Source organism: Amycolatopsis thermalba, from assembly GCF_003385215.1.
Taxonomy (GTDB): Bacteria; Actinomycetota; Actinomycetes; order Mycobacteriales; family Pseudonocardiaceae; genus Amycolatopsis_E; species Amycolatopsis_E thermalba.
Genome location: NZ_PQHW01000029.1, coordinates 22,489 through 43,701, shown reverse-complemented (window position 1 = coordinate 43,701; position 21,213 = coordinate 22,489). Strand labels below are relative to the sequence as shown.

General features: G+C 72.6%; 22 protein-coding genes. 10 read left to right on the top strand and 12 right to left on the bottom strand.

All coding sequences use genetic code 11. The annotated features are described in order from the left end of the window. Positions 1-28: 28 nt before the first annotated feature. The 5 genes from D0D15_RS14460 to D0D15_RS14435 form a co-directional block, all read right to left on the bottom strand. A complete protein-coding gene (locus tag D0D15_RS14460) occupies positions 29-895 on the bottom strand; it encodes an SDR family oxidoreductase (protein ID WP_094004893.1) in 867 nt (288 codons plus the stop codon). Then, complete coding sequence (locus D0D15_RS14455) at positions 892-1,494, bottom strand: TetR/AcrR family transcriptional regulator (RefSeq protein ID WP_094004892.1); 603 nt, start codon at positions 1,492-1,494, stop codon at positions 892-894. The genes D0D15_RS14460 and D0D15_RS14455 overlap by 4 nt, the downstream gene beginning before the upstream one ends. Positions 1,495-1,990: 496 nt before the next feature. Further along, entirely contained in the window at positions 1,991-3,484 is a 1,494-nt protein-coding gene (locus D0D15_RS14445) for a tripartite tricarboxylate transporter permease (protein WP_094004890.1), read from the bottom strand. A gap of 3 nt (positions 3,485-3,487) precedes the next feature. After that, positions 3,488-4,015 carry a tripartite tricarboxylate transporter TctB family protein gene (locus tag D0D15_RS14440; protein ID WP_094004889.1) on the bottom strand — a complete coding sequence of 176 codons (528 nt, stop codon included), beginning with the start codon at positions 4,013-4,015 and terminating at the stop codon, positions 3,488-3,490. After that, a complete protein-coding gene (locus D0D15_RS14435; protein WP_094004888.1) occupies positions 4,012-4,998 on the bottom strand; it encodes a Bug family tripartite tricarboxylate transporter substrate binding protein in 987 nt (328 codons plus the stop codon). The genes D0D15_RS14440 and D0D15_RS14435 overlap by 4 nt, the downstream gene beginning before the upstream one ends. A 140-nt stretch (positions 4,999-5,138) precedes the next feature. On the opposite strand from D0D15_RS14435, the gene D0D15_RS14430 reads away from it, so the two are divergent. The 5 genes from D0D15_RS14430 (at position 5,139) to D0D15_RS14410 (ending at position 10,062) form a co-directional block, all read left to right on the top strand. Then, entirely contained in the window at positions 5,139-6,698 is a 1,560-nt protein-coding gene (locus tag D0D15_RS14430) for a sensor histidine kinase (protein ID WP_094004887.1), read from the top strand. Further along, a complete protein-coding gene (locus D0D15_RS14425) occupies positions 6,695-7,372 on the top strand; it encodes a response regulator (protein WP_198958183.1) in 678 nt (225 codons plus the stop codon). The genes D0D15_RS14430 and D0D15_RS14425 overlap by 4 nt, the downstream gene beginning before the upstream one ends. Positions 7,373-7,602: 230 nt before the next feature. Continuing rightward, the gene (locus tag D0D15_RS14420; protein ID WP_233157187.1) at positions 7,603-8,121 is read left to right on the top strand and encodes a zinc-binding dehydrogenase; all 519 of its coding nucleotides are present in this window, start codon (positions 7,603-7,605) and stop codon (positions 8,119-8,121) included. An 11-nt stretch (positions 8,122-8,132) separates the two neighbouring features. Beyond that, positions 8,133-9,140, top strand: coding sequence for a CobW family GTP-binding protein (locus D0D15_RS14415; protein ID WP_482746739.1), 1,008 nt, complete (start codon positions 8,133-8,135; stop codon positions 9,138-9,140). A gap of 208 nt (positions 9,141-9,348) precedes the next feature. Then, positions 9,349-10,062 carry a GAF and ANTAR domain-containing protein gene (locus D0D15_RS14410; RefSeq protein WP_094004885.1) on the top strand — a complete coding sequence of 238 codons (714 nt, stop codon included), beginning with the start codon at positions 9,349-9,351 and terminating at the stop codon, positions 10,060-10,062. Here D0D15_RS14410 and D0D15_RS14405 read toward each other — a convergent pair. Both D0D15_RS14405 and D0D15_RS14400 read right to left on the bottom strand, forming a co-directional pair. Further along, positions 10,059-10,829 carry a crotonase/enoyl-CoA hydratase family protein gene (locus D0D15_RS14405; RefSeq protein WP_094004884.1) on the bottom strand — a complete coding sequence of 257 codons (771 nt, stop codon included), beginning with the start codon at positions 10,827-10,829 and terminating at the stop codon, positions 10,059-10,061. The two genes, D0D15_RS14410 and D0D15_RS14405, sit on opposite strands and share 4 nt — an antisense overlap. 60 nt (positions 10,830-10,889) lie before the next feature. After that, positions 10,890-11,771: a MerR family transcriptional regulator gene (locus D0D15_RS14400; protein ID WP_094004883.1), complete on the bottom strand. Its 882-nt coding sequence runs from the start codon at positions 11,769-11,771 to the stop codon at positions 10,890-10,892. Between the two features lie 173 nt (positions 11,772-11,944). On the opposite strand from D0D15_RS14400, the gene D0D15_RS14395 reads away from it, so the two are divergent. Beyond that, complete coding sequence (locus D0D15_RS14395; protein ID WP_094004882.1) at positions 11,945-12,523, top strand: TetR/AcrR family transcriptional regulator; 579 nt, start codon at positions 11,945-11,947, stop codon at positions 12,521-12,523. Between the two features lie 58 nt (positions 12,524-12,581). Next, on the top strand, positions 12,582-13,748 hold the full coding sequence (locus tag D0D15_RS14390; protein WP_094004881.1) for an MFS transporter: 1,167 nt from the start codon (positions 12,582-12,584) through the stop codon (positions 13,746-13,748). 30 nt (positions 13,749-13,778) lie between these two features. Here D0D15_RS14390 and D0D15_RS14385 read toward each other — a convergent pair whose 3' ends face one another. From D0D15_RS14385 to D0D15_RS14375, 3 genes are read right to left on the bottom strand one after another with little or no spacing between them, the layout of a single operon-like run. Beyond that, positions 13,779-15,308 (bottom strand): aldehyde dehydrogenase (NADP(+)), encoded by a 1,530-nt coding sequence (locus D0D15_RS14385; protein WP_094004880.1) that lies wholly within the window; start codon positions 15,306-15,308, stop codon positions 13,779-13,781. Next, complete coding sequence (locus D0D15_RS14380; RefSeq protein WP_094004879.1) at positions 15,305-16,261, bottom strand: C-terminal binding protein; 957 nt, start codon at positions 16,259-16,261, stop codon at positions 15,305-15,307. The genes D0D15_RS14385 and D0D15_RS14380 overlap by 4 nt, the downstream gene beginning before the upstream one ends. Next, positions 16,258-17,451 carry a fumarylacetoacetate hydrolase family protein gene (locus tag D0D15_RS14375; RefSeq protein ID WP_115944497.1) on the bottom strand — a complete coding sequence of 398 codons (1,194 nt, stop codon included), beginning with the start codon at positions 17,449-17,451 and terminating at the stop codon, positions 16,258-16,260. Before D0D15_RS14375 ends, D0D15_RS14380 begins: the two co-directional genes overlap by 4 nt. 146 nt (positions 17,452-17,597) lie before the next feature. Here D0D15_RS14375 and D0D15_RS14370 point away from each other — a divergent pair, with 146 nt between their 5' ends. The 3 genes from D0D15_RS14370 (at position 17,598) to D0D15_RS14360 (ending at position 20,243) form a co-directional block, all read left to right on the top strand. Then, a complete protein-coding gene (locus D0D15_RS14370) occupies positions 17,598-18,317 on the top strand; it encodes a FadR/GntR family transcriptional regulator (RefSeq protein WP_094004877.1) in 720 nt (239 codons plus the stop codon). A 112-nt stretch (positions 18,318-18,429) separates the two neighbouring features. After that, positions 18,430-19,401: an SAM-dependent methyltransferase gene (locus tag D0D15_RS14365; protein ID WP_094004997.1), complete on the top strand. Its 972-nt coding sequence runs from the start codon at positions 18,430-18,432 to the stop codon at positions 19,399-19,401. Between the two features lie 125 nt (positions 19,402-19,526). Beyond that, positions 19,527-20,243: an anti-sigma factor gene (locus tag D0D15_RS14360; protein ID WP_094004876.1), complete on the top strand. Its 717-nt coding sequence runs from the start codon at positions 19,527-19,529 to the stop codon at positions 20,241-20,243. 27 nt (positions 20,244-20,270) lie between these two features. On the opposite strand, the gene D0D15_RS14355 is transcribed toward D0D15_RS14360, so the two are convergent. Next, positions 20,271-20,486 carry a hypothetical protein gene (locus D0D15_RS14355; RefSeq protein ID WP_094004875.1) on the bottom strand — a complete coding sequence of 72 codons (216 nt, stop codon included), beginning with the start codon at positions 20,484-20,486 and terminating at the stop codon, positions 20,271-20,273. Positions 20,487-20,865: 379 nt separating this feature from the next. After that, positions 20,866-21,003 carry a hypothetical protein gene (locus D0D15_RS35935; RefSeq protein ID WP_158224409.1) on the bottom strand — a complete coding sequence of 46 codons (138 nt, stop codon included), beginning with the start codon at positions 21,001-21,003 and terminating at the stop codon, positions 20,866-20,868. Positions 21,004-21,213 lie beyond the last annotated feature (210 nt).

The following is a 21,213-nucleotide window of genomic DNA, read 5'->3' as shown; positions in this document are numbered from 1 at the left end:
GAAACGTTCGACCTTGCCGTTGGCAACGTCAGCGGAAATCGGCGGCGTGGTCGCCGGCCCACTGCGCGAACGTGCGGGCAGGTCTTCCCGTGACGGCCTCGGCCGTGGGCATGGGGCCGAGGGACGAGGGATCGAACGCCTCGATCTCCGCGGGGTCCGACTCGTCGCCTCCGTAGTCCTCGAAACCGAGCAGGAAGTCGGCGTTCTCCGCCGCGAAACCGCCTTGCGCGAGGTAGAGCTCGCGGGCCTGCTGTGGAGTCACCACTTCGAAGCGGATCTCCTCCCCCAACGCCTGGGCGATGAGTTCCACCTGGCGCCGGCGGGTGAGCAGCTCGGGGCCGTTGAGCGTGTACGCCTGGCCGGCATGGCCGTCCTCGGTCAGCGCGAGGACAGCCACGTCCGCGATGTCCTGCTCATGTACCGGGAACCACGCGGCGTCCGGGAGCGGGTCGCGCACCACCCGCTCCGCGCGGATGGACGGGCCCCACAGAGCCAGCTTGTTCATCGCGAACTCACCTGGCCGCACATGCGTCCACTCCAGCCCGGAGGCTTCGGCAGCCCGCTCCACCGGCAGGTGGAAGTCGGTGTCGAAGCCCGTCGTGACCGCACCCGACGACAGCACCACGATGCGCTGCACTCCCGCCGTCTTCGCCATGCCGACCACCTCCTCGGCGGTCGCCGCCACGGGAAAGAGAAAGAGCGCCGTGACGTCCGTCAGCGCCTCCCGCATGGTCTCCGGGCGGGTGAGATCGCCTTCGCAGACCTGGATCCCCGCGGGGAACATCCCCGGCCGCGGGCTGCGGGTCAGGGCTCGCACATCGTGCCCCCGGTCGGCGAGCTGCCGGACGACGTTCCGCCCGACGTTGCCGGTCGCTCCGGTCACCAGAATGGTCATGAATCATCACCCTTCGAAACATCGGCCGGGGCCGCGTGTCGAGCCCCGATGCCGTTCTCCAGCGTGCGGATAACCCACTCGGAAGCGCCGTGGCGCGGCAGCTTCCCCTCGCTGATCGCCGTGCACCCCGCAGCCACATGAGCCCACAGCACGTGTTCGATCCAGTCACAGCTCACCTCGGCGTCCAAAATGCCCTCGGCCTGGCCACGCCTGATCAGGCGATCGACTTCCTCGGCCGCCGGATCCGGTTCGTCCTGGACCGCGATCACCTCGCGGATCCGCGCGTCGCCGTACAGGAACAACACCTGATCCCCGACGTCGAGCATGGCGGTCACCAGCCGGCGCAACGCATCCCGAGCCGGCCCTTGCTCGATCCGCGCGTCCTTCAGCGCTTCATCGAGCAGCCGCAGGCAGTCCGCGATGACCTCGGACACCAGCGTGTCGCGGTCCGGGAAGTACCGCTGAACGGTACTGCGACCGACGTCCGCCGCCGCTGCGATGTCCGCGAGGGAGGCATCACGCCGACGCGACAGCACGGACGCGGCGGCGGCGAGGATCGCACGCCGCGTACGGCCACGGACTCCAGTTACGCTCGTCACCGACTCAGTATAGCAGTCTGACGCACCAAAACAGATGACATGTTAGCCGTTATGGGTCATGAGTGCCCCAGAATGACCTGGCGGTGGCCACAAAGTCTGGCACCTCACATCTCGGCCCGCCACGTCGTCGACTTTTCACAACCCTCGGGAAGGGAACCGATGACCACGACCGCACTCCGCTCGCTCCTGCCCGGCCCGCCCGCTTCGTCCCCGAGGTGGGTGCGATCGGCGCCACGTGCAGCAGCCATCCGCACCGGGGCACTCCCGGACACCACCATCACCGCCGTGGCGTCGTGGCGGGACGCACCCTGCTTCACCGCCGCCGAGCGGGTCGCGCGGAAGTGGCCGAAGCCGTCTTCACGCCGAACCCGTCCGGCGAGCGCGTCCCCGACGACGCGCTCATCGTCAAGCCGATCCCCGGTGCACCGCCGGGGCAGAACCACAGCTGACAAAGGAAGAGGGCGGCCGCATCCACCCGCGGCCGCCCTCTTCGCACTCACACCTTCGCCGGTTCCTTGCGCCGCACCAGCTTGCGCGCCAGCGGCCACGCCAGCAGCACCGCCACCAGCACGTACACCGCGATCGCCAGCGGCGAGTTCACCAGCCCGGTCAGGTCGCCGTCGCTGATCTGCAGCGCCCGCCGCATCTGCTGCTCCGCCGCCGGGCCGAGGATGACCCCGATGATCGCGGGCAGCACCGGCAACCCGAAGCGCCGCATGGCGAACCCGATCACGCCGATCACGTACAGCAGGATCAGGTCGATCACCGACCCGCTGACCGCGTAGGCCCCGACGCTGGCGAAGAACAGGATCCCGGCGTACAGGTACGGCCGCGGGATCCGCAGCAGCTTCGCCCACACCGGCGCCATCGGCAGGTTGATCAGCAGCAACAGCACCAGCCCGATGAACAGGCTCGCGATCAGCGCCCACACCAGCGCGGACTCGCGCTGGAACAGCAGCGGCCCGGGCTGGATGCCGTACTGCTGGAACGCCGCCAGCATCACCGCGGCGACCGCCGTGGTCGGCAGGCCCAGCGTCAGCATCGACACCAGCGTGCCCGCCGCCGACGCGCTCGCCGTCGACTCCGGGCCGGCGACGCCCTCGATCGCACCCTTGCCGAACTCCTCCGGCCGGCGCGACAGGCGCTTCTCGGTCACGTACGACAGGAACGTCGGGATTTCCGCGCCACCGGCCGGGATCGCGCCGAACGGGAACCCGATCACCGGCCCGCGCAGCCACGGCTTCCACGTCCGCCGCAGGTCCGACCGGGACAGCCAGGGCCGCCCGACCGGGATCGCCTCGGACTGGTTGTGGCGCAGGTGCGCCGCGACCCACAGCGACTCGCCGACGGCGAACAGTCCGACCGCGACGATCACCACGTCGATGCCGTCCGCCAGGTGCAGCGCACCGAACGTCAGCCGCGACTGCCCGGTCATCTCGTCGAGCCCGACCAGGCCGATCGTCAACCCGATGAGCAGCGACGCGTACCCGCGGACCCGGGACTTGCCCAGCACCGAGGTGACCGCGACGAACGACAACACCATGATCGCGAAGTAGTCCGGCGCGCCGATGTCCACGGCCAGGCCGGCGATCAGCGGTGCGAGCAGCACCAGCGCGATCGTGCCGAGGATGCCGCCGGTGAAGTGCCCGATCGCCGCCGCGGCCAGCGCCTGCGGGCCGCGGCCCTTGCGCGCCATGGGATTGCCCTCGATCGCGGTGACCACCGCCGCGCTCTCCCCCGGCGTGTTCAGCAGGATCGACGTGGTCGAGCCGCCGAACATGCCGCCGTAGTAGATGCCGGCGAACATGATGAACGCCGCGGTCGGGTCGAGGCCGTAGGTCACCGGCAGCAGCAGGGCCACCGCCATCGCCGGTCCGATGCCCGGCAGCACGCCGATCGCGGTGCCCAGCAGGACACCGATCGCGGCGAACATCAGGTGCGACGGGGTCAGCGCGGTGCCGAAGCCCGCCCACAGGTTGGACAGGTCCATCAGCTACAGCACCCCCATCAGCGGGCCGCCGGGCAGCGGAACGCCCAGCAGCACCGTGAACACGAACCAGGTGACCAGCGAGACGCCGGCCGCGATCAGCGGATCCCGCACCAGGTGGCGGCTGCCCAGGGCGTAGGCCGCGCCCCAGAACATGATCGCCGACGACAGCGGGAACCCGAGCGTGTCGATCAGCGCCGCGTTGGCCAGGAACGCTCCCGACAGCAGCAGCACCGTGCGCCAGTCGGCGGGGGCGTCGAGGTCGACGTCCTCCCCCGCCTCGGCCTCGCCGCGGCCGCCGCGCAGCACGTCCCGCGCCAGCAGCAGCGACACGAGCAGCAGCAGCGAGCCGACGAGGATCGGCACCGCCTTCGGGCCGACCGGCCCGCGCTGCGTGAAATCGGTCGGGATGCTGAGCGCGTCGACGAGCACCAGCACCCCGACGGCGAACAGGAACACGCAGACACCCAGCTCGGAGTGCGCGCGCCACCAGGACTTCGGCGTGGCGGGCGTCTCCTTCTCGATCACGCTCATGCCAGCCCCAGCTCCTTCAGCACCGCGGCCACCCGGTCGTTCTCGGCCTTCAGGAACGCGGCGAAGTCGTCACCGGGCTGGAACGCGGGCGTCCACCCGTTGCGCTGCAAGGCGTCCCGCCACTGCGGGGTGTCCTGCAGGCGCGTGAACAACCCGATGAGACGATCCTTGTCGCTGTCGGACAGTCCCGGCGGTGCGACGATGCCGCGCCAGTTGGTGAACGAGACGTCCACACCGGACTCCTTCAGCGTGGGCGCGTCGATGCCCGGCACCCGTTGCGGGCTGGTCACCGCGAGCGCCCGCAGCGCACCGGAGGCGATCTGGTCGCGGGTCTCGCCGATGCCGGAAACACCGAAGCCGACCTTGCCGCCGAGCACGGACGCCATCAGCTCGCCGCCGCCGTCGAACGGGATGTAGTTGACCCGCGACGGCGGGATCCCGGCGGCCTGCGCCATCAGCATCGGCGCCAGGTGATCCGGCCCGCCGGGGGCCGAGCCGCCGCCGACCGGCACGCTGCCCGGATCGGCCCGCCACGCCTCGACCAGCTGCTGGATCGTCTGGTACGGCGAGTCCTTGCTCACCACGACGATGTCGGCCTCTTCGGTCAGCTTCGCGATCGCGGTGGTGTCCTGCAGCGACGACGGCGACTTGTTCGTGTAGACCGAGCCGACCACGCCGAGCCCCATGGACATGGCGAGCTTGCCGTTGCCGCGCTCGTTCACCAGGCGGCCGAGGCCGACCGTGCCGCCCGCGCCGGGCAGGTTGAACACCTCGACGTTGCCGTTGAGGCCGGCGTCCTCGATCGCCTTCACGGCCGTGCGGGCCGTGATGTCGTAGCCGCCGCCGGGTGAGTTGGGGACCATCATCCGCAGGCCCCGGATCTGGGGCCCGGTCTCCTCGCCGCCCGCCGACACCAGCGGGGGGACGAGGAGGAGCGCCACGGCCGCGCCGAGAACGGCGAGCCAGGCCTTGCGATTCTTCATCAGCGCACCTCGTTGTGGAGCTTGGTTGCCCGGCATCGTGCACCGGGGCCGGGCCGCTGTCACCCGTTAGGCACCTATCGATCGTTGTGGTCATTGTGGTCACGGCACGATCGGGCGGCGCGGATGCGATAGTGAGGGGCGTGGGTGCGCAAGGATCGCTGGCCCGCCAGCTGCTGGGCTGGCAGCTGATCATCGTGTTCGCCCTGCTCGCGTGCGTGTTCGGCTACTCGGCCGTGCAGTCCGACCGCACGTTCACCGACACGCAGGGCCGCAAGCTGCTCGCGGTCGCCGAACAGGTCGCCGCGACCGCCGGGGTGCGGGCCAGCCTGGCCGATCCGATCCGGCGGGACGCGCTGCCGGCCTTCGCCGAGAGCGCACGCACCCTGTCCGGCGCGGATTCGGTGATCATCGCCGCGCCCGACCGGATCGTCCTCACCTCCCCCGACCCGAACCAGCTGCGCACCCGGCTGCCGCTGGGCGCGAGCACGGTGCTGCAGGGCCGCGCGTGGGTCGGCGAGATCTCCGGGCAGCTCGTGGCGCACGTGCCGGTGATCGGGGACGCCGGGCAGATCGTCGGGATCGTCGCGGCCGGCACCGAGACGCCCGGCTTCTTCGAGGGTGTGGCGAACTCGCCCAGCGCCGCGCTGACGATGCTGGGCATCGCCACGGTCGTCGGGGTCGCCGGGTCGCTGCTGCTCACCTGGCGGGTGAAACGGCAGACGCTGGGCATGGAGCCGCGGGAGATCACCGCGCTGGCCGAGCACCGGGAAGCGCTGCTGCACGGCATCAAGGAGGGCGTGCTCGGCCTGGACGACCAGCACCGCGTCACGCTCGTCAACGACCAGGCCCGCGACCTGCTGGCGCTGCCCGCGGACTGCGTGGGACGGCCGGTCGAGGAGCTGGGGCTCAACGAGCGGCTCACCGACGTGCTCACCGGCCGGGCGCACGGCGTCGACCAGATCGGGCTGCGGGCGGGGCGGGTGCTGGCGCTCAACCGGATGCCGATCGCGCGCGGCGCCGTGGTGACGCTGCGGGACCGCACCGAGCTGGCCGCGCTGCGCGAGGAGCTGGAGGCGACCTCGCGGGCCACGGACACGCTGCGCGCGCAGGCGCACGAGTTCAGCAACCGCCTGCACACCATCGCCGGGCTCATCGAGCTGGGCGAGTACGACGAGGTGCGGCACTACGTCGACCTGGTCAGCGAAGCCCAGACGAAGTGGCACGAGGAGGTCACCGCGCACATCGCCGACTCGGCGGTCGCGGCGCTGCTCATCGCGAAGGCCAGCCTGGCCGCCGAGCGGGGCGTGGGCCTGCGGCTGGCGCCGGGCACGCGGCTGGACGATGTGGACGACCAGCTGTCGGCGGACCTGGTGACGGTGGTCGGCAACCTCGTCGACAACGCGCTGGACGCGCTGGCCGGGCGGGACGGCGACTGGATCGAGGTGGAGATCCGGCAGGACGCCGGGGCGGTGTCGGTGGTGGTGCGGGACTCCGGGCCCGGGGTGGCGCCGGAGATCGCGACCGAGGTGTTCACGCACGGGTTCACCACGAAGGCCGCCGAGCACGGCGGCCAGCGCGGGCTCGGGCTGGCGCTGACCCGGCAGACCTGCCTGCGGCGCGGCGGTTCGGTGGCGGTGCACAACGCCGACGGCGCGGTGTTCACCGCGGTCCTGCCGACGCGGGCGGAGGTGCCGCGGTGATGCGGGTCCTGGTGGTGGACGACGACTTCATGGTCGCGAAGGTCCACAGTGGATACGTGGCGCGCACGCCCGGGTTCACCGTGGCCGGGGTCGCGCACACCGGCGCCGAGGCGTTGCGCGCGGCCCGCGAGCTGCACCCGGACCTGGTGCTGCTGGACATCTACCTGCCCGATGTGGACGGGCTGTCGGTGCTGCGGCAGCTGCGGGCCGACCCGGCGACGCAGGACATCGACGTCCTGATCATCACGGCCGCGCGGGACGTGGAGACCGTGCGGGGCGCGCTGCGCGGCGGCGCGCTGCACTACCTGATCAAGCCGTTCTCGTCGTCGGCGTTGCAGGCGCAGCTGGCGGAGTTCGCCACGCTGCGGCGGAAACTGCACCGGCTGGCGCAGCGCAGCACCGCCGGGCAGGAGGACGTGGACGCCGTCTTCGGCGCCCGCACGCCGAAAGCGCTGCCGAAGGGGCTGACCGAGCAGACGGCCGAGCTGGTGCGGCAGGCGTTGCAAGCGCACCCGGACGGGCTGTCGGCCAGCGAGTGCGCGGGCCTGACGGACCTGTCGCGGCCCAGCGCCCGGCGGTACCTGGAGCACTTCGTCGCCGCCGGACGGGCCGAGGTGCGGCTGCGCTACGGCGGGACGGGCCGCCCGGAGCGGCAGTACCACTGGCGCGGCTGAGCGTCGGAGAGCGTGTCGTGCTCGTCGGCGAGGAGGACGATGCGTGCGGTCTGTTGCCGGACGGGTGGCCCGGAGGTGCTGGAGATCCGGGAACTGCCGGTGCCCGCGGTGCGGGAGGGCTGGAGCCTGGTGCGGGTGCGGGTGCGGGCGCGGGTGCGGGTGCGGGTGCGGGTGCGGGTGCGGGGCTGCACCGGTCGGAGCTGCGGACCCGGCAGGGGCATTCCCCGGGCGTGGTGTTCCCGCGGGTGCTGGCCGCCGATCAGGACGACGCTGCCTGGGACGTCCTGGCCGCGCTGCCCGGGACGTACCTGACCGCGCGGGGCGCGCGTGGGGTGGTGCCAGGCGAGCGGTTGCACTTCGACTCCGGTGGGTCGCCGGCCGAGGCCGTGCACGCGATCTGGCCCTGCGGCCCGGACCACGTGCTGGACCTGGTCGGGGCGGGCACGGCGGTGGATTCGCTGCAGGTGGCGCGACGCGGCGGGACGGTGTGCGTGGCGGGCTCGCTCAGCGGGCGGGTGATCCCGGAGCTGGAACCGATCGCGATGATCCCGACCGGAACCCGGCTCACGGCCTTCCACAGCCGCACCGTGCAGGGCAGCGCGGCGGTGTTGCAGCGGATCGTGGACGAGGTCGAGGCGGGCCGCTGCCGGCCGAACCTGCATCGCGTGTTCGGGCTGGACGACGTCGTCGCCGCGCACCGCTGCATGGAGGACGACCGGGCCACCGGGAAGCTCGTCGTGGTGCCCTAGGGTGTTGCGCGGTGAGCACTTCCGAGGCGATTCCCGTGGTCCTGGTCGCCGGTTACCTGGGCTCGGGCAAGACGACACTGGTCAACCACCTGCTGACGCACGCCCGCGACCACCGCATCGGCGTGATCGTCAACGACTTCGGCCGCATCAACGTGGACGCGCTGGCGGTGGCCGGGCAGGTCGACGCGATGCTGCCGATGGGCAACGGCTGCCTGTGCTGCGCGGTCGACACCGCGGGCCTGGACCGGATGCTGGCGCGGCTGGCCGAGCCGGAGCTGGGCATCGACGCGATCGTCATCGAGGCCAGCGGTCTCGCCGAGCCGCGCGACCTGGTCCGGATGCTGCTGGCCAGCGAGAACCCGCGGATCGCCTACGGCGGACTGGTCGAGGTCGTGGACGCGGCCGAGTTCGCGGCCAACCGGGTGCGCCACCCCGAGCTGGACGAGCACCTGCGGTTCGCCGATCTGGTGGTGCTGAACAAGATCGACCGGTGCGACGATCCCGGGGTCCTGGAGCTGGTCCGCAAGGTCAGCGACGGGCGGCCGGTGGTGCGTGCCTCCTTCGGCGCGATCGACCCGGGCCTGTTGTTCGACGCGCGGGTGCGGGAGCCGGTGGCGCGGCAGTTGTCGTTCGACGACCTGCGGCACTCCGACGGCGACGATCACGTGCACCTGCACGACGCCTACCGCAGTGTGGAGTTTTCGAGTGACACGCCGATCCACCCGCGGCGGCTGCTGGCTTTTCTGACCGAGCGGCCGGCCGGGCTGTACCGCATGAAGGGGCCGGTGCACTTCGGCGTGCCCGGTCACCAGGACCGGTTCCTGCTCCAGACCGTCGGCCCGTACCTGCGGTTCCACCGGTCGCCGTGGGGTGCGGAGGCGCCGGCGACGCGGCTGGTGCTGATCGGGACCGGCCTCGACGAGGACGACCTGCTGGCGCGGCTGGCGGCGTGCGCGGAGCCGGACCCCGCGGCGCTGACCGAGCGGGCGATCCTGCCGCTGCTGAAGTACTGCGAGTAGGAATGCCCGGGCTGTCCGGTTCGTCGTAGGTGGAATGAGGATCGGCGAGCTGGCCCGGCGGACGGGCGTCAGCGTACGACGAGGACGCGGTCGCGAGGCGGCGTGGATCAAGGCGGCTCACCACCTTCGCCGGGGTCGTGGCGGGGCCCTGGGATGAAAGACGGGGCAGCCTCTGTCGCCGCCCGCGCGCATGCATAAGACTGTCCAGGTGACCGACGAACTCATCAAGCCCGCCGACCTCGAGCTCGCGGACGCGCTCAGCGCCGTCGTGCGCACGCTCGAACCGGAGCCGGACGTCGAGCGGACGGTCGCGACCATCGTCAACGCGGTGGCGACGACCGTGCCGGGCACCGAGGACGCGGGCATCTCCCTGCTCGAAGCGGGGAACCTGACGACCGTCGCCCCGTCGAGTGACCGGGTGGCCCGCCTCGACGAGCTTCAGCACGAGCTCGGCGAGGGGCCGTGCGTGGACGCGGTGTTCGCCGACATCACCTACCGCACCGGCGACATCGCGGCGGACGTGCGCTGGCCGAAGTTCGGCGACGCCGCCGCCGCGCTGGGCGTCAACTCGATGCTCGCCGTCCGCCTGTTCACCGGGAAGACCCTGCTCGGCGCGCTCAACCTGTTCTCCTCGGCGCGGGAGGCGTTCGACGAGTCCGCCGAGCACGTCTGCGGCCTGTTCGCCGCGCACGCCGCCGTCGCGCTGGCCGGGTCGCGTGCCCAGGCGCAGCTGCGCAACGCCCTGGAATCCCGCGACGTCATCTCGATGGCCAAGGGCATCCTGATGGAACGCCACCGGGTGACCGACGACCAGGCCTTCGACCTGCTGGTCCGCGCCTCGCAGAACACCAACCGCAAACTGCACGAGGTCGCCCGCTGGCTGGTGACCGGCACCAACAACGCGATCAACGACGGCAACTAGCCGAACGATCCGCCCCGGCCCTCGCCCGCCGCGAAGCGTTGCGCTCCGCTCGTCGCGTCGGCGGCCAGGGAGACCATGCCGTGCCGCCATTCGTTCGCCATCGCGGCCCGTTCGTCCAGCCCGTCCTGCTCCAGCAGCGACAACCGGTCCTCGCGCAGGCACGTCTGCGGGAACTTCGCGATCGCCGCCGCCAGTTCCTCCGCCGCGGCCCGCTCGGTGCCCGCGGGCACAACCCGGTTCGCCAGCCCCATCCGCAGCGCCTCGTCCGCGGGCACCGGGCGGCCGGTCAGCACCAGGTCCATCGCCTGGCTCGCGCCGATCAGCCGGGGCAGGCGCACCGTGCCGCCGTCGATCAGCGGCACGCCCCAGCGGCGGCAGAACACCCCGAACACCGCGTCCTCGGCGGCCACCCGCAGGTCGCACCACAGCGCCAGCTCCAGCCCGCCGGCCACGGCGTGCCCGGCGACCGCGGCGATCACCGGTTTGCCCATCCGCAGCCGCGTCGGCCCCATCGGCCCGGGACCGTCCTCGCCCAGGCGGTTGCCGCGCTCGGTGCCCACCGCCTTGAGGTCGGCGCCGGCGCAGAACGTGCCCCCTTCGCCCCACAGCACGGCGACCGCGGCGGACGGGTCGGCGTCGATCGCCTCGAACGCCTCCAGCAGGGCCTGGGCGGTCGGCCCGTCGACGGCGTTGCGCGCGTGCGGACGCGACAGGATCACGGTGTGCACCGGGCCGGCGCGCTCGACCCGGACGGCAGGTTCGATCATGCGGTCACGCTGTCACACGGTCGCCGCCTTGTCACTCAGCCCGGCGTCGCCGGGCACCGGTCAGGCCAGCGCCTCCACCGCTTCGGCCAGGGTGCGCAACTGCCGCGTCCCGTCCGGTAGCGGCACCGCGTCCCAGCCGGGGCCCGCCACGAACAGGCGCGTGCCGGTCAGCTCTCCGGTGGGTACCTGGCGCGCCAGCTCCGCCGAGTGCGCCCACACCACCGTCGCCGGGGGTTTGCGGATCGTGACCGTCGTCAGCAGCGACCGGGGCGGCACCCGCGCGCCCAGTGAGATCGTGCCGCGGCCGCGTTCGGCGAGGGCGTGCCGCAGCACCTCCAGCGGCAGCGAGTGCTGCTCGTCGGGCGCGCACGCGAGCAGCACCGACGCCGATCCGGTCTGTCCCGGCGGGACGGCGTGCAGTGCGGCGATGATCCCGTCGGTCGCGAGGTGCTCGACCTCGACCGGTCCCCCGGGCTCCGCGCACCGCTCACCCAGCTCCTGCAGGAACGGCACGAGCAGCTTCTGCCACGTGTCCACGGTGCCGTGCCGGTCGAGGAAGCCGACCACGATGCGGCGGAACGCGTCCGGGTCGAGCTTCTCGGCGGCTCCGCGCAGTGACCGCCGCCGCCGGCTCGCCACCCGATCGGGGACCTGGGCGGGCGAGGCGATCGGCAGGGTGGCGCCCGCGCTCACCGTCGCGGCCGCGCTCGCCACCGGCACGCCCTGACGCACCAGGTGCACCACGCGCTCCAGGCGCCGCAGGTCGCCGACCGTGTACCGGCGGTGCCGACCCGGTTCGCGGGAGCTCGGCCCCAGCCCGTGCCTGCGGTCCCAGCTCCGCAGGGTCGCCACCGCGACACCGAGCCGGCTCGCCACCGCGGCGGGGGTCAGCACCGCTTCGGGCGGTACCGCTTCGCGCGCGGCCTGCCCCGTGCGGCTCATCAGTTCACGCCTCCCGATGACTTCCGGTCACCGCCGCACCGGCGGATCCATCATTCGATTGTGCAACATCACGGCCGCGCGCGGTTGCCGATCAACTCGATCACCGGCCGGCGTGACTCGTCCGGACGAGGGTTACTGGAACGATCGGTTGGCAATACGCTAGGCTCCCGGTCATGGCGAGGACCAAGGAGTTCGACCCCGACGCCGCGTTGCACGCCGCGCTGGAGCTGTTCTGGCGCCAGGGCTACGAGGCCACCTCGATGCAGGACCTGGTCGGCCACCTGGGCGTCAACCGCGCCAGCCTGTACGCCACCTACGACAGCAAGCACGACCTCTACCTGCGCGCCCTGGACCGGTACTGCGAGATGCGCGGCGTCCAGACGATGACCGCGCTCAACCGGCCCGGCCCGGCGCTGGACGCGGTCCGCGACTTCGTCCGCGGCTACGCCGCCGAGTGCCACGAAGACACCGACCGCAAGGGCTGCCTGGTCACCAACACCGCGACCGAACTGCTGCCCCGCGACGCGAAGGCGGCGCGCCGCGTGGACATCGCCTTCGGGGAACTGGAGGCGGCGCTGGCCGGCACCCTCACCCGCGCCCAGCACGAGGGCGGCCTCGCCGCGGACAAGGATCCGCGCGCGCTGGCCCGCTTCCTGGTCACGTTCGTCCAGGGCATCCGCGTCGTGGGCAAGACCGACGACGCCCGCCGCCTCGACGAAGCCGTGGACCAGGCGTTGTCCCTGCTCTCCTGACAGCCCTTGTGGCTGGGCCGCTTTTTGGAACGAACAGTTGTCTATGGAAGGAGTGCGCATGCCGCGCGCGATCTACCTGCTGAGCCTCGGCGTGTTCGCGATGGTCACCAGCGAATTCGTCGTGGCCGGCCTGATGCCCCAGCTCGCCGGCGGGCTGGGCGTCACGGTTCCGCAGATCGGCTACCTCATCACCGCCTTCGCGGTCGCGATGGCCGCGGGCGGCCCGGTCCTCACCGTCGCCCTGATGCGGCAGAACCCGAAGACCGCGCTGATGGTGTTGTTCGCGATCTTCCTGGCCGGCAACGTCCTGGCCGCCACCGCGAGCGACTACGGCACGATGCTGGCCGCCCGCATCGTCACCGGCGTCGCCGCGCAGGCGTTCTTCGGCATCGCCGTCTCGTTGACCGCGCAGCTCACCCGCCCCGAGGTGCGCGGCCGCGCGATCGCCGTGGTGATGAACGGCCTGATGCTCGGTACCCTGCTCGGCCTGCCGCTGGCGACCGTCGTCGGCGAGCACTTCGGCTGGCGCGCCGCGTTCTGGGCGATCGGCGCACTCGCCGCGGCCGCCGCGCTGGCCACGCTCGCCGGGGTGCCCGCGCTCGCGCCGTCCGCCGACGGTGGCACCTTCCGCGAGGAGCTGGGCGTGTTCCGCACCCCGCGGCTGTGGCTGGCGCTGTCCACCAGCACGCTCGTCATCGGCGCCACGTTCTCCGCGTTCAGCTACTTCACGCCGATCCTCACCGAGGTCACCGGGTTCGCCGGCAGCACCGTGCCGCTGCTGCTGGTCGCCTACGGCGCGGCCACCGTGGTCGGCAACCTGGTCGTCGGGCGGCTCGCCGACCGGCACACGGTGCCCGTCCTGGTGACCGGGCTCGCGCTGAACCTCGTCTTCCTCGCCGCGTTCGCCCTGCTCGCGGACCTGCCCGCGCCGGCGGTGGTGGCGATGCTCGGCATCGGGCTGGTCGGCGTCACGATGAACCCGGCGATGGTGACCCGCGTGCAGCGCGCCGGCAACGCCCGCCCGCTGGTCAACACGGTGCACTCGTCGTTCATCACGCTCGGCGTCATCCTCGGGTCCTCGCTCGGCGGGCTGGTGATCGAGACCTCCGGGTTGCGTGCGCCGCTGTGGCTGGGCGCCGGGCTCGCGGCCCTCGGCCTGCTGACCGTGCTGCCCGAACTGCTGCGCCGCCCGGCACCCGCGCCGGCCCTGCAGCCGTGCGCCTGACCGGACGGGCAGCAGCGGTTCGCGGCCGGATCAGCCTGTCCGCCCGGCATTCCCGCCCGTGGTCAGCACGCCGTCGACCCGGCGCGGGATGCCGAGCGGGTTGCCGTCGCGGAGCGCGGCGGGCAGCAGCGGCTGGGGCACGTCCTGGTAGGTGATGGGACGCAGGAACCGCCGGATCGCCGTGGCGCCCACCGACGTGTGCAGGACGGCCGTCGTCGCGGGCCACGGGCCGCCGTGGTGTTGCGACCAGGTCACCGCCACGCCCGTGGGCCAGCCGTTGTGGACGAGACGCCCGACCCTGGCGCCGAGCGCCGCCACGGCGGAGGCGGCGCCGGGGTCGTCCGGCTCGGCGTGCACCGTGCCCGTCAGCGACCCCGGGACGCGGGCGAGCGCGGCCGCGAGTTCCTCCTCGGTGGAGTAGGTGACGAGAACCGTCACCGGGCCGAAGCACTCCTCCGTCAGGACGGCGGCGTTGGCCAGGAACGTCCGGGCATCGGCGGTCACCACCTGCGGGGCCACCCGGTGCCCGCCGCCGGCCGGCTCCCGCCCGTCCAGCAGGGCGCGCACTCCCGGGACGTTCAGCAGTCGTCGCAGGCCCTCGCGGAATCCGGCTTCGATCCGCGCGGTGAGCAGCGGGGCGACCTCCGCCGCGGCGACCCGCTCCGCGACCCGGCCGGGCAGGCCGGCCGCCTCGGGCACGAACACCAGCCCGGGTTTGGTGCAGAACTGCCCGCTGCCGAGCATCGCGCTGCCCGCCAGGCCGTCCGCGATCTCGTCCGGCCGGGCCGCTCCCGCGGCGGCCGTGACGACGACCGGGTTGATGCTGCCCAGCTCGCCGTAGAACGGGATCGGATCGGGCCGCGCCACGGCGATGTCGAACAGGGCGCGGCCACCGCCGGGCAAGCCGGTGAACGCGACGGCGGTGACCGCCGGATCCGCCACCAGGGCCCGGCCCGCCGCCTCGCCGTGCACCAGGGTCAGCACACCCTCGGCGGCACCGGCGTCGGTCAGGACGGCGGTCAGGATCTCCGCGGTGCGCACCGAAAACCCCGGATGCCCGGGGTGCGCCTTGACGACGACCGGGCAGCCGGCGGCGAGGGCGCTCGCGGTGTCGCCACCGGCCACCGAGAAGGCGAACGGGAAGTTGGACGCGGCGAAGACCGCCACCGGGCCCAGCGGGACGAGCATGCGGCGCAGATCGGTGTGCGGGGGCACCGCCTCCGGGTCGGGACCGTCCAGCGTGGCCTCGCAGAACGCGCCGTCCCGGAGGACCTCCGCGAACAGGTCGAACTGCGCGGCGGTGCGGGCGAGCTCGCCGGTGAGGCGCGGCCGGCCGAGCGCGGTCTCGGCATCGGCCAGTGCCACGAGCTCGTCGGAGTGGTCGCGCAGCGCCTGGCCGAGAGCCGCGAGCAGCGCGGCGCGCTCCGGGAAGGCGAGCCCGCCCAGCCACGGCGCGGCGCGCGCCGCGCGCGAACACACGTCGCGGATCCGATCCGGTGTGGTGTCGGCGATCTCCGGGCCGATCGCGGCTCCGGTGCGGGGATCGATCGCGCGGCTCATCGGCCACCTCCTCCGGTCACGGGGCAGCGCAACGGTTTCCCGGCCAGCGCGCGTTCGGCCTCTTCGGCGGCCAGCCGTTGCAGCGCGGCCAGCGAACTGTCCGAATAGCACGCCGCGTGCGGGGTGAACAGGATCTGCGGCAGATCGCGCAGCGGCGAGTCCGCGGCGAGCGGCTCGGGGTCGAAGACGTCCAGCGCGGCCGCGGCCACCCGGCCCGTCCGCACCGCCCCGGCGAGCGCGTCGTGGTCGACCAGCCCGCCACGCGAGGTGTTGACCAGGACCGCCCCTTCGCGTATCCGGGAGAACGCCGTGGCACCGAGCAGATGCCGCGTCCGCTGGGTCAGCGGTGCGTGCAGCGAGACCGCGTGCGACTCGCGCAGCAGCGTGTCCAAGTAGGTGAGGGTGATCCCGTCGGCGGGCTCGGCGTAGGGATCGTGCGCGATCACGCGGAAACCGAACGCGGCGAGCCTGCGGTGCACCGCGAGCCCGATCCGGCCCAGGCCGACCAGTCCGACCGTGGTGTCGGCGAAGCCGGGGATCGAGCCGAGATCGCGCGGGGCGCACCAGCCGGTCTCGCGGATGCGGCGGTCGTATGCGGGGATCCTGCGCAGCAGCGTCAGCAGCAGGGCGACGGTGTGGTCGGCGACGGTGTCGCTGCCGTAGTCCGGCACCGTGGCCACCGAGATCCCGCGCGCCCGTGCCGCGGCGACGTCCACGTTGTCGTAGCCGATGCCGTAGCGGATCACCGTCGCGCCGGGCGCCATCGCCGCGAGCACCGCGTCCGTCACCGGGGCGAAGTTCACGAACGCCACGTCGGCGCCGTCCACGGCCCGGATCGTCTCGTCCTCGCTGCGGCAGGCGTGCACCGAGAACTCCGCGCCGAAGCGCTCGGCGACCGCGGCCTCGTCCGCCACCCCGCCGAAGGCGTGATCGGTGACGACCACCCGGGTCACGAGCCCACCTCCACCGCGCCGCGCAACAGGCCGCGCCCGGCGAGGTTCGCCATCAGCGCCCGGATGCCGAAGGTCCAGTCCGCGGCCGCTTCCGCGGTGGTGACGACGTTGACCAGGGTGCCGAGGGCGGGCGAGCTGATCGCGACGACATCGCCCCGCCGGTGGGTGAAGCCCTGCCCCGGTTCGCCGCGGTCCTCGGTCGGCGCGAACATCGTGCCGGTGAACAGGACGAACCCGTCGGGGTAGCTGTGGTGGGCTCCGTGCGCGTGCCGGATCAGGTCGGTGAGGTCCCGGCTGATCTCGCTCACCGGGTTGACGCCGTGCAGCGTGAACCCGTCGCTGCCGGTGATGTCCAGCGCGACCTCGGTGGCTCGCGCGTCGTCCAGCGTGAAGCCGTCGTCGAACAGCCGCAGGAACGGGCCGATCGCGCAGGAGGCGTTGTTGTCCTTCGCCTCGGTGAGCAGGAGCGCGCTGCGTCCCTCGAAGTCACGGAGGTTCACGTCGTTGCCCAGGGTGGCGGCGACCGGCGTGCCGGACGAACTGACCGCGAGCACCAGCTCGGGCTCCGGGTTGTTCCAGGTCGAGCGGGCCAGCACGCCGATCTCGGCACCGGTGCCCACGGCGGACAGGACGGGCGCCTTGGTGAAGATCTCCGGATCGGGCCCGATGCCGACCTCGAGGTACTGGGACCACAAGCCCTCCTCGACCAGCACGTCCTTGACGCGGGCCGCCTCCGGCGACCCGGGGCGCAGCTGGGCGATCCGGCCGCGGACGACCTCGGCGATCCGGGACCTGATCTCCTCGGCCCGGCCCGGATCCCCCTTCGCGCGCTCTTCGATCACGCGCTCGAGCATGCTGCGGACGAACGTCACCCCCGCCGCCTTGAGGACCTGCAGGTCGACCGGGGCGAGCAGGTGGGGAACGCTCCGGTCGCGCCGCAGCGTGGCCTCGATCAGCGCGGACAGCTCCCAGTGCCCGCCGCCCTCGTGCCCGCGGACGAGCGAGACCGCGTCGGGCCTGCGCAGCAGTTCGGAGACCGTCGGGGCGACGTGGGTCAGGTCGACGGCGCGGTCGCCCCGGACCGCCGCCACGCACGGCCCGCCGACCGCGGGATCGAACACGCGGGCCACCAGGGTGGCCCGCGCGGCGTCGGCGGGGAGCACGGCCCCGGCGTAGGCGTGCAGGTTCATGGATCGGCAGCCCTCCTCGTCACGCGCCACATCCGGGCGCCGCTAACGTCCTATCATCGTACAAAGATGCCGTCAATCCGGCCGATTCTCCGCCACCGAGGCGCACGGGAGGAACCACGCAGCGCGGTTTGTCGTACGATCGCCGAATGGCCGAAGCACTCCACAAGCGCCTGTCGGAAACCCTCGCGGACAAGCTGCAGGACGAGATCGTGCGGCTGGCACCCGGCGAGCGGCTCCCGACGGAAGCCGAACTCGCCCGCCGCTTCGACGTGTCGCGCACCGTGGTGCGGGAAACGGCCCGGCTGCTGATCCAGCGCGGGCTGGTCACCGTGAAGCCCGGTCGCGGCATGGCCGTCGCGGAGCTGGACGGACGGCTCATCGCCGAGCAGTACGGCCTGCTGATGCGCCGCAGCGAGGGCTCGTTCGCCCAGCTCCTCGAACTGCGCCTGGTGCTCGAGGTCGAGATGGCGCAACTGGCCGCGGCGCGGCGGACCGAGCAGCACCTCGCCGACCTCGAAGACGCCAACCGCCGGCTGGCCGACGCGCTCGGCCGGCCCGAGGCCCGCGACGAATTCCTGGACGCCGACCTGCGGTTCCACGAAATCGTGGCGCAGGCGAGCGGCAACCCGTTCTTCTCCCTGGTGATCCGCCCGCTCAACGGGTTCCTGCGCGACACCTACCGCACCGGGCCCGGATACCCGTCCGAAGCGGCCAACACCCTGGAAGAGCACGTCCAGATCGCCGAGGCCATCGCCGCCGGCGACCCGTCACGCGCCCGCTTCGCCACCGAGAACCACCTGCGCCGCGTCATGCGGCACCGGGACCGCCTGCTGGCGGAGAACCAGGCGGTCCCGGCCCGCACCTGACCCCCGCCCTCTTGCGCGACACGCGACTCCCACCCTAAGGTCCGATTATCATACAAAAATCGACAAGAAGTTCTCCGTCTCGCCGTTCCTGCCCGTGCACGGCCGGTACGGGATGCGCCTGCCGCTGCCCGGCGACGACCTGGCCGACGTCCGCACCCCGTTCGCCGCGCGCATGGCGACCCTGGTGCCCGAACCCCTCCAGGCGCTGCGCCGGTTCGCCGACGCCCGCAAACCGGCCGGCGAACGCAACACCATCTCGGGGGCGCAGGCCAACATCTCGCGGCACTACGACCTGTCCAACGAGCTGTTCGCCGAGTTCCTCGACGAGACCATGACCTATTCCTCAGCCTGGTTCGCCGGCGACACCGACGACCTCGCGACCGCGCAGCGGCGCAAGATCGACGGCATTCCGGACCTGGCCGGAGTCCGCGACGGCACCCGGCTGCTGGAGATCGGCACCGGCTGGGGCGAACTGGCCCTGCGCGCCGCGCAGCGCGGCGCGCAGGTCACCACCCTCACCATCTCGGCCGAGCAGCAGACGCTGGCGCGCAAACGCCTCGCCGAGGCCGGCGTCGCGGACCGGGTGGAGGTCGTCCTGTCCGACTACCGCGAGGCCCACGGCAGCTACGACGCCATGGCCAGCGTCGAGATGATCGAAGCGGTCGGCGAAGAGCACTGGCCCGCCTACTTCGCCACGCTCGACCGGCTCCTGGCTCCCGGTGGCCGGATCGGGCTGCAGGCCATCACCATGCCGCACGACCGCATGCTCGCCACCCGCCACTCCTACACGTGGATCCACAAGTACATCTTCCCCGGCGGGCAGCTGCTGTCCCGGGAAGCGATCACCGACGCCGTCGGCCACCACACCGGGCTGCGCATCGGCACCCGGCGCAGCCTCGGCGATTCCTACGCGCGCACGCTCCGCCTGTGGCGGCAGCGGTTCCTCGACGCCTGGCCCCGCATCACCGAACTCGGCTTCGACGACACCTTCCGCCGGATGTGGGAGTTCTACCTCGCCTACTCCGAAGCCGGGTTCCGCGGCCGGTACCTCGACGTCGTCCAGTTCGGCCTCGGCAAGCCCTGAACCGCGCGCGACACCGGGGAGGGCGAGCGGGGAACACCGGCAATCCGGGGCGGCCGCGGCACCGAATCGCGAAAACCGGTGGTGGTCTCCCTGCTGCCGTGGCAGACCGACGCGAAAGGACCGACGTGACCGGCCACCTGCACGCGCTTTCCGGCGCCTACGCCCTGGATGCGCTCCCTCCCGAAGAGCTCGCGCGCTTCGAGGAACACCTCGTCGGCTGCCCCGCGTGCCAGGCCGAGGTCGCCGGGTTCCGCACGACCGCCGCCCGGCTGGCCGCCGCGGCCGCCCGAACCCCACCCCCTGGCATGAAGGGGCTGGTTCTCCGCAGCGTCGCCCGGGTGCGCCAGTCCGCGCCGCGGTCGTGGCCGTCCCGGCGCACGGCTCGCCGGATGGCCCGCGCCGCGGTCCTGGCCACCGCCGCGGCGGCGATGGTGGCCGTGGGGCTCGGCATCCAGACGGCCGGCCAGCAACGCGACGAGTTCGCCGCCGCGCAGCAGCACCTGAGCGAGGTCAACACGGTGCTCGGCGCCCCGGACGCGGCCACGCGGTACGACTCCGGCCACACGGACCGGGCCCGGGTCGTGGCGTCCCGCCTCCACGGCAAGGCGGTGGTGCTGGCGGGCTTGCCGCCCCTCGATCCGGCTCGCACCTACCAGGTCTGGCTCCTGGGGCCGTCCGGCGCGCGGTCGGCCGGTGTGCTCACCGCCGAGACCCCCCACCAGTGGCAGCCGCTGCTCGTCGCGCTGCCCCCGGACACCAACCGCGTCGCCATCACCGCCGAACCCGCGCCGGGCTCCGTGCAGCCCACCAATCCCGCGGCCGCGATGGTGTTCCTCGGCTGAGCGGTTGGCCGGCGATCGTCCGGTGTGTCACCAGGACCCGGTCCGGCGCACGGCCCCGACGACGGCGGCCCACGGCGGCAGGCACCGCCCGGCCGGCGGCGGGACCAGCCACTGCCCGGGCAGGGCGACGATGGGCGCGACGAGCATCGAGCGGACGAGCTGGTGGTTGACCTCGCCGGTCAGGGGATCGGCGAGGACCGGCAGGCCAGTACCTCGGAGTAGTACCGAGCGGACGGGGGACACGGCTGGATGACGATGGACATGGCGGTTCCGCTGAGGGGCTGGAGTCGCTACCGCGGTGCCGAACGGTGGACACCCGGTTCGTAGCGGCCTACAGGTGATTCGCCACCCACCCCCCGCCGGCTTGCCCCGGGCTGGTCCGGTGAGTGGCCCGGAACAACTCGGGGACGGTTGGTCGGCGTGACCGCATGCGACGACGCACAACAGGGTCGATCCCTAGTACGTCCGGGAAGCCAAAGCGGCCAGCCGCCGGTGTCGACAGGCCGATCGGAACCGCGTGCGATCAACTCTTGACGGCCACGCCTGCCGACGCCAGCGACAGCAGGCCCGACGGGACCTCGCCAGCTGGTCGAGACGCCACGTCCTGGGCAACTGCAGTTCTTCAGAACGCCATGCCCAGAACGGCGCCGAGCTCGGTCGCCACGGTGGCGTAGCTGACGACGCCATGAGCCCCGCCGGACGCCCAATGCCGCGAGACCTCAGCGTCGACTTCGCCGGCACCGATCGCGTCGATGACCAACGTATGCGGTCCACGGCGGCGAGTAACGGCACCGACAGCTCGAGCACCCGCTGCCGATGCGCTTCGATGAGTTGGTCACGTCGCTGCACGTAGTTGCCATGGTCAGAACCGCCGCCGAGGTCCCCGCGCCTGCCAAATGCCCGGCGGCCCAAGCGCTTCTGGGCAAATCGACGGGGACGTGCGACCGGACTCCTGCTGCAGCATGCCTCA

Bases quoted from the DNA above. Each gene is read 5' to 3' on its own strand.
- D0D15_RS14405 (WP_094004884.1), bottom strand. From the start codon at position 10,829: ATGATCGAACCTGCCGTCCGGGTCGAGCGCGCCGGCCCGGTGCACACC.
- D0D15_RS14435 (WP_094004888.1), bottom strand. From the start codon at position 4,998: ATGAAGAATCGCAAGGCCTGGCTCGCCGTTCTCGGCGCGGCCGTGGCG.
- D0D15_RS14365 (WP_094004997.1), top strand. From the start codon at position 18,430: ATGCGCCTGCCGCTGCCCGGCGACGACCTGGCCGACGTCCGCACCCCG.
- D0D15_RS14440 (WP_094004889.1), bottom strand. From the start codon at position 4,015: ATGAGCGTGATCGAGAAGGAGACGCCCGCCACGCCGAAGTCCTGGTGG.
- D0D15_RS14460 (WP_094004893.1), bottom strand. From the start codon at position 895: ATGACCATTCTGGTGACCGGAGCGACCGGCAACGTCGGGCGGAACGTC.
- D0D15_RS14375 (WP_115944497.1), bottom strand. From the start codon at position 17,451: ATGAACCTGCACGCCTACGCCGGGGCCGTGCTCCCCGCCGACGCCGCG.
- D0D15_RS14445 (WP_094004890.1), bottom strand. From the start codon at position 3,484: ATGGACCTGTCCAACCTGTGGGCGGGCTTCGGCACCGCGCTGACCCCG.
- D0D15_RS14385 (WP_094004880.1), bottom strand. From the start codon at position 15,308: ATGAGCCGCGCGATCGATCCCCGCACCGGAGCCGCGATCGGCCCGGAG.
- D0D15_RS14390 (WP_094004881.1), top strand. From the start codon at position 12,582: ATGCCGCGCGCGATCTACCTGCTGAGCCTCGGCGTGTTCGCGATGGTC.
- D0D15_RS14400 (WP_094004883.1), bottom strand. From the start codon at position 11,771: ATGAGCCGCACGGGGCAGGCCGCGCGCGAAGCGGTACCGCCCGAAGCG.
- D0D15_RS14370 (WP_094004877.1), top strand. From the start codon at position 17,598: ATGGCCGAAGCACTCCACAAGCGCCTGTCGGAAACCCTCGCGGACAAG.
- D0D15_RS14395 (WP_094004882.1), top strand. From the start codon at position 11,945: ATGGCGAGGACCAAGGAGTTCGACCCCGACGCCGCGTTGCACGCCGCG.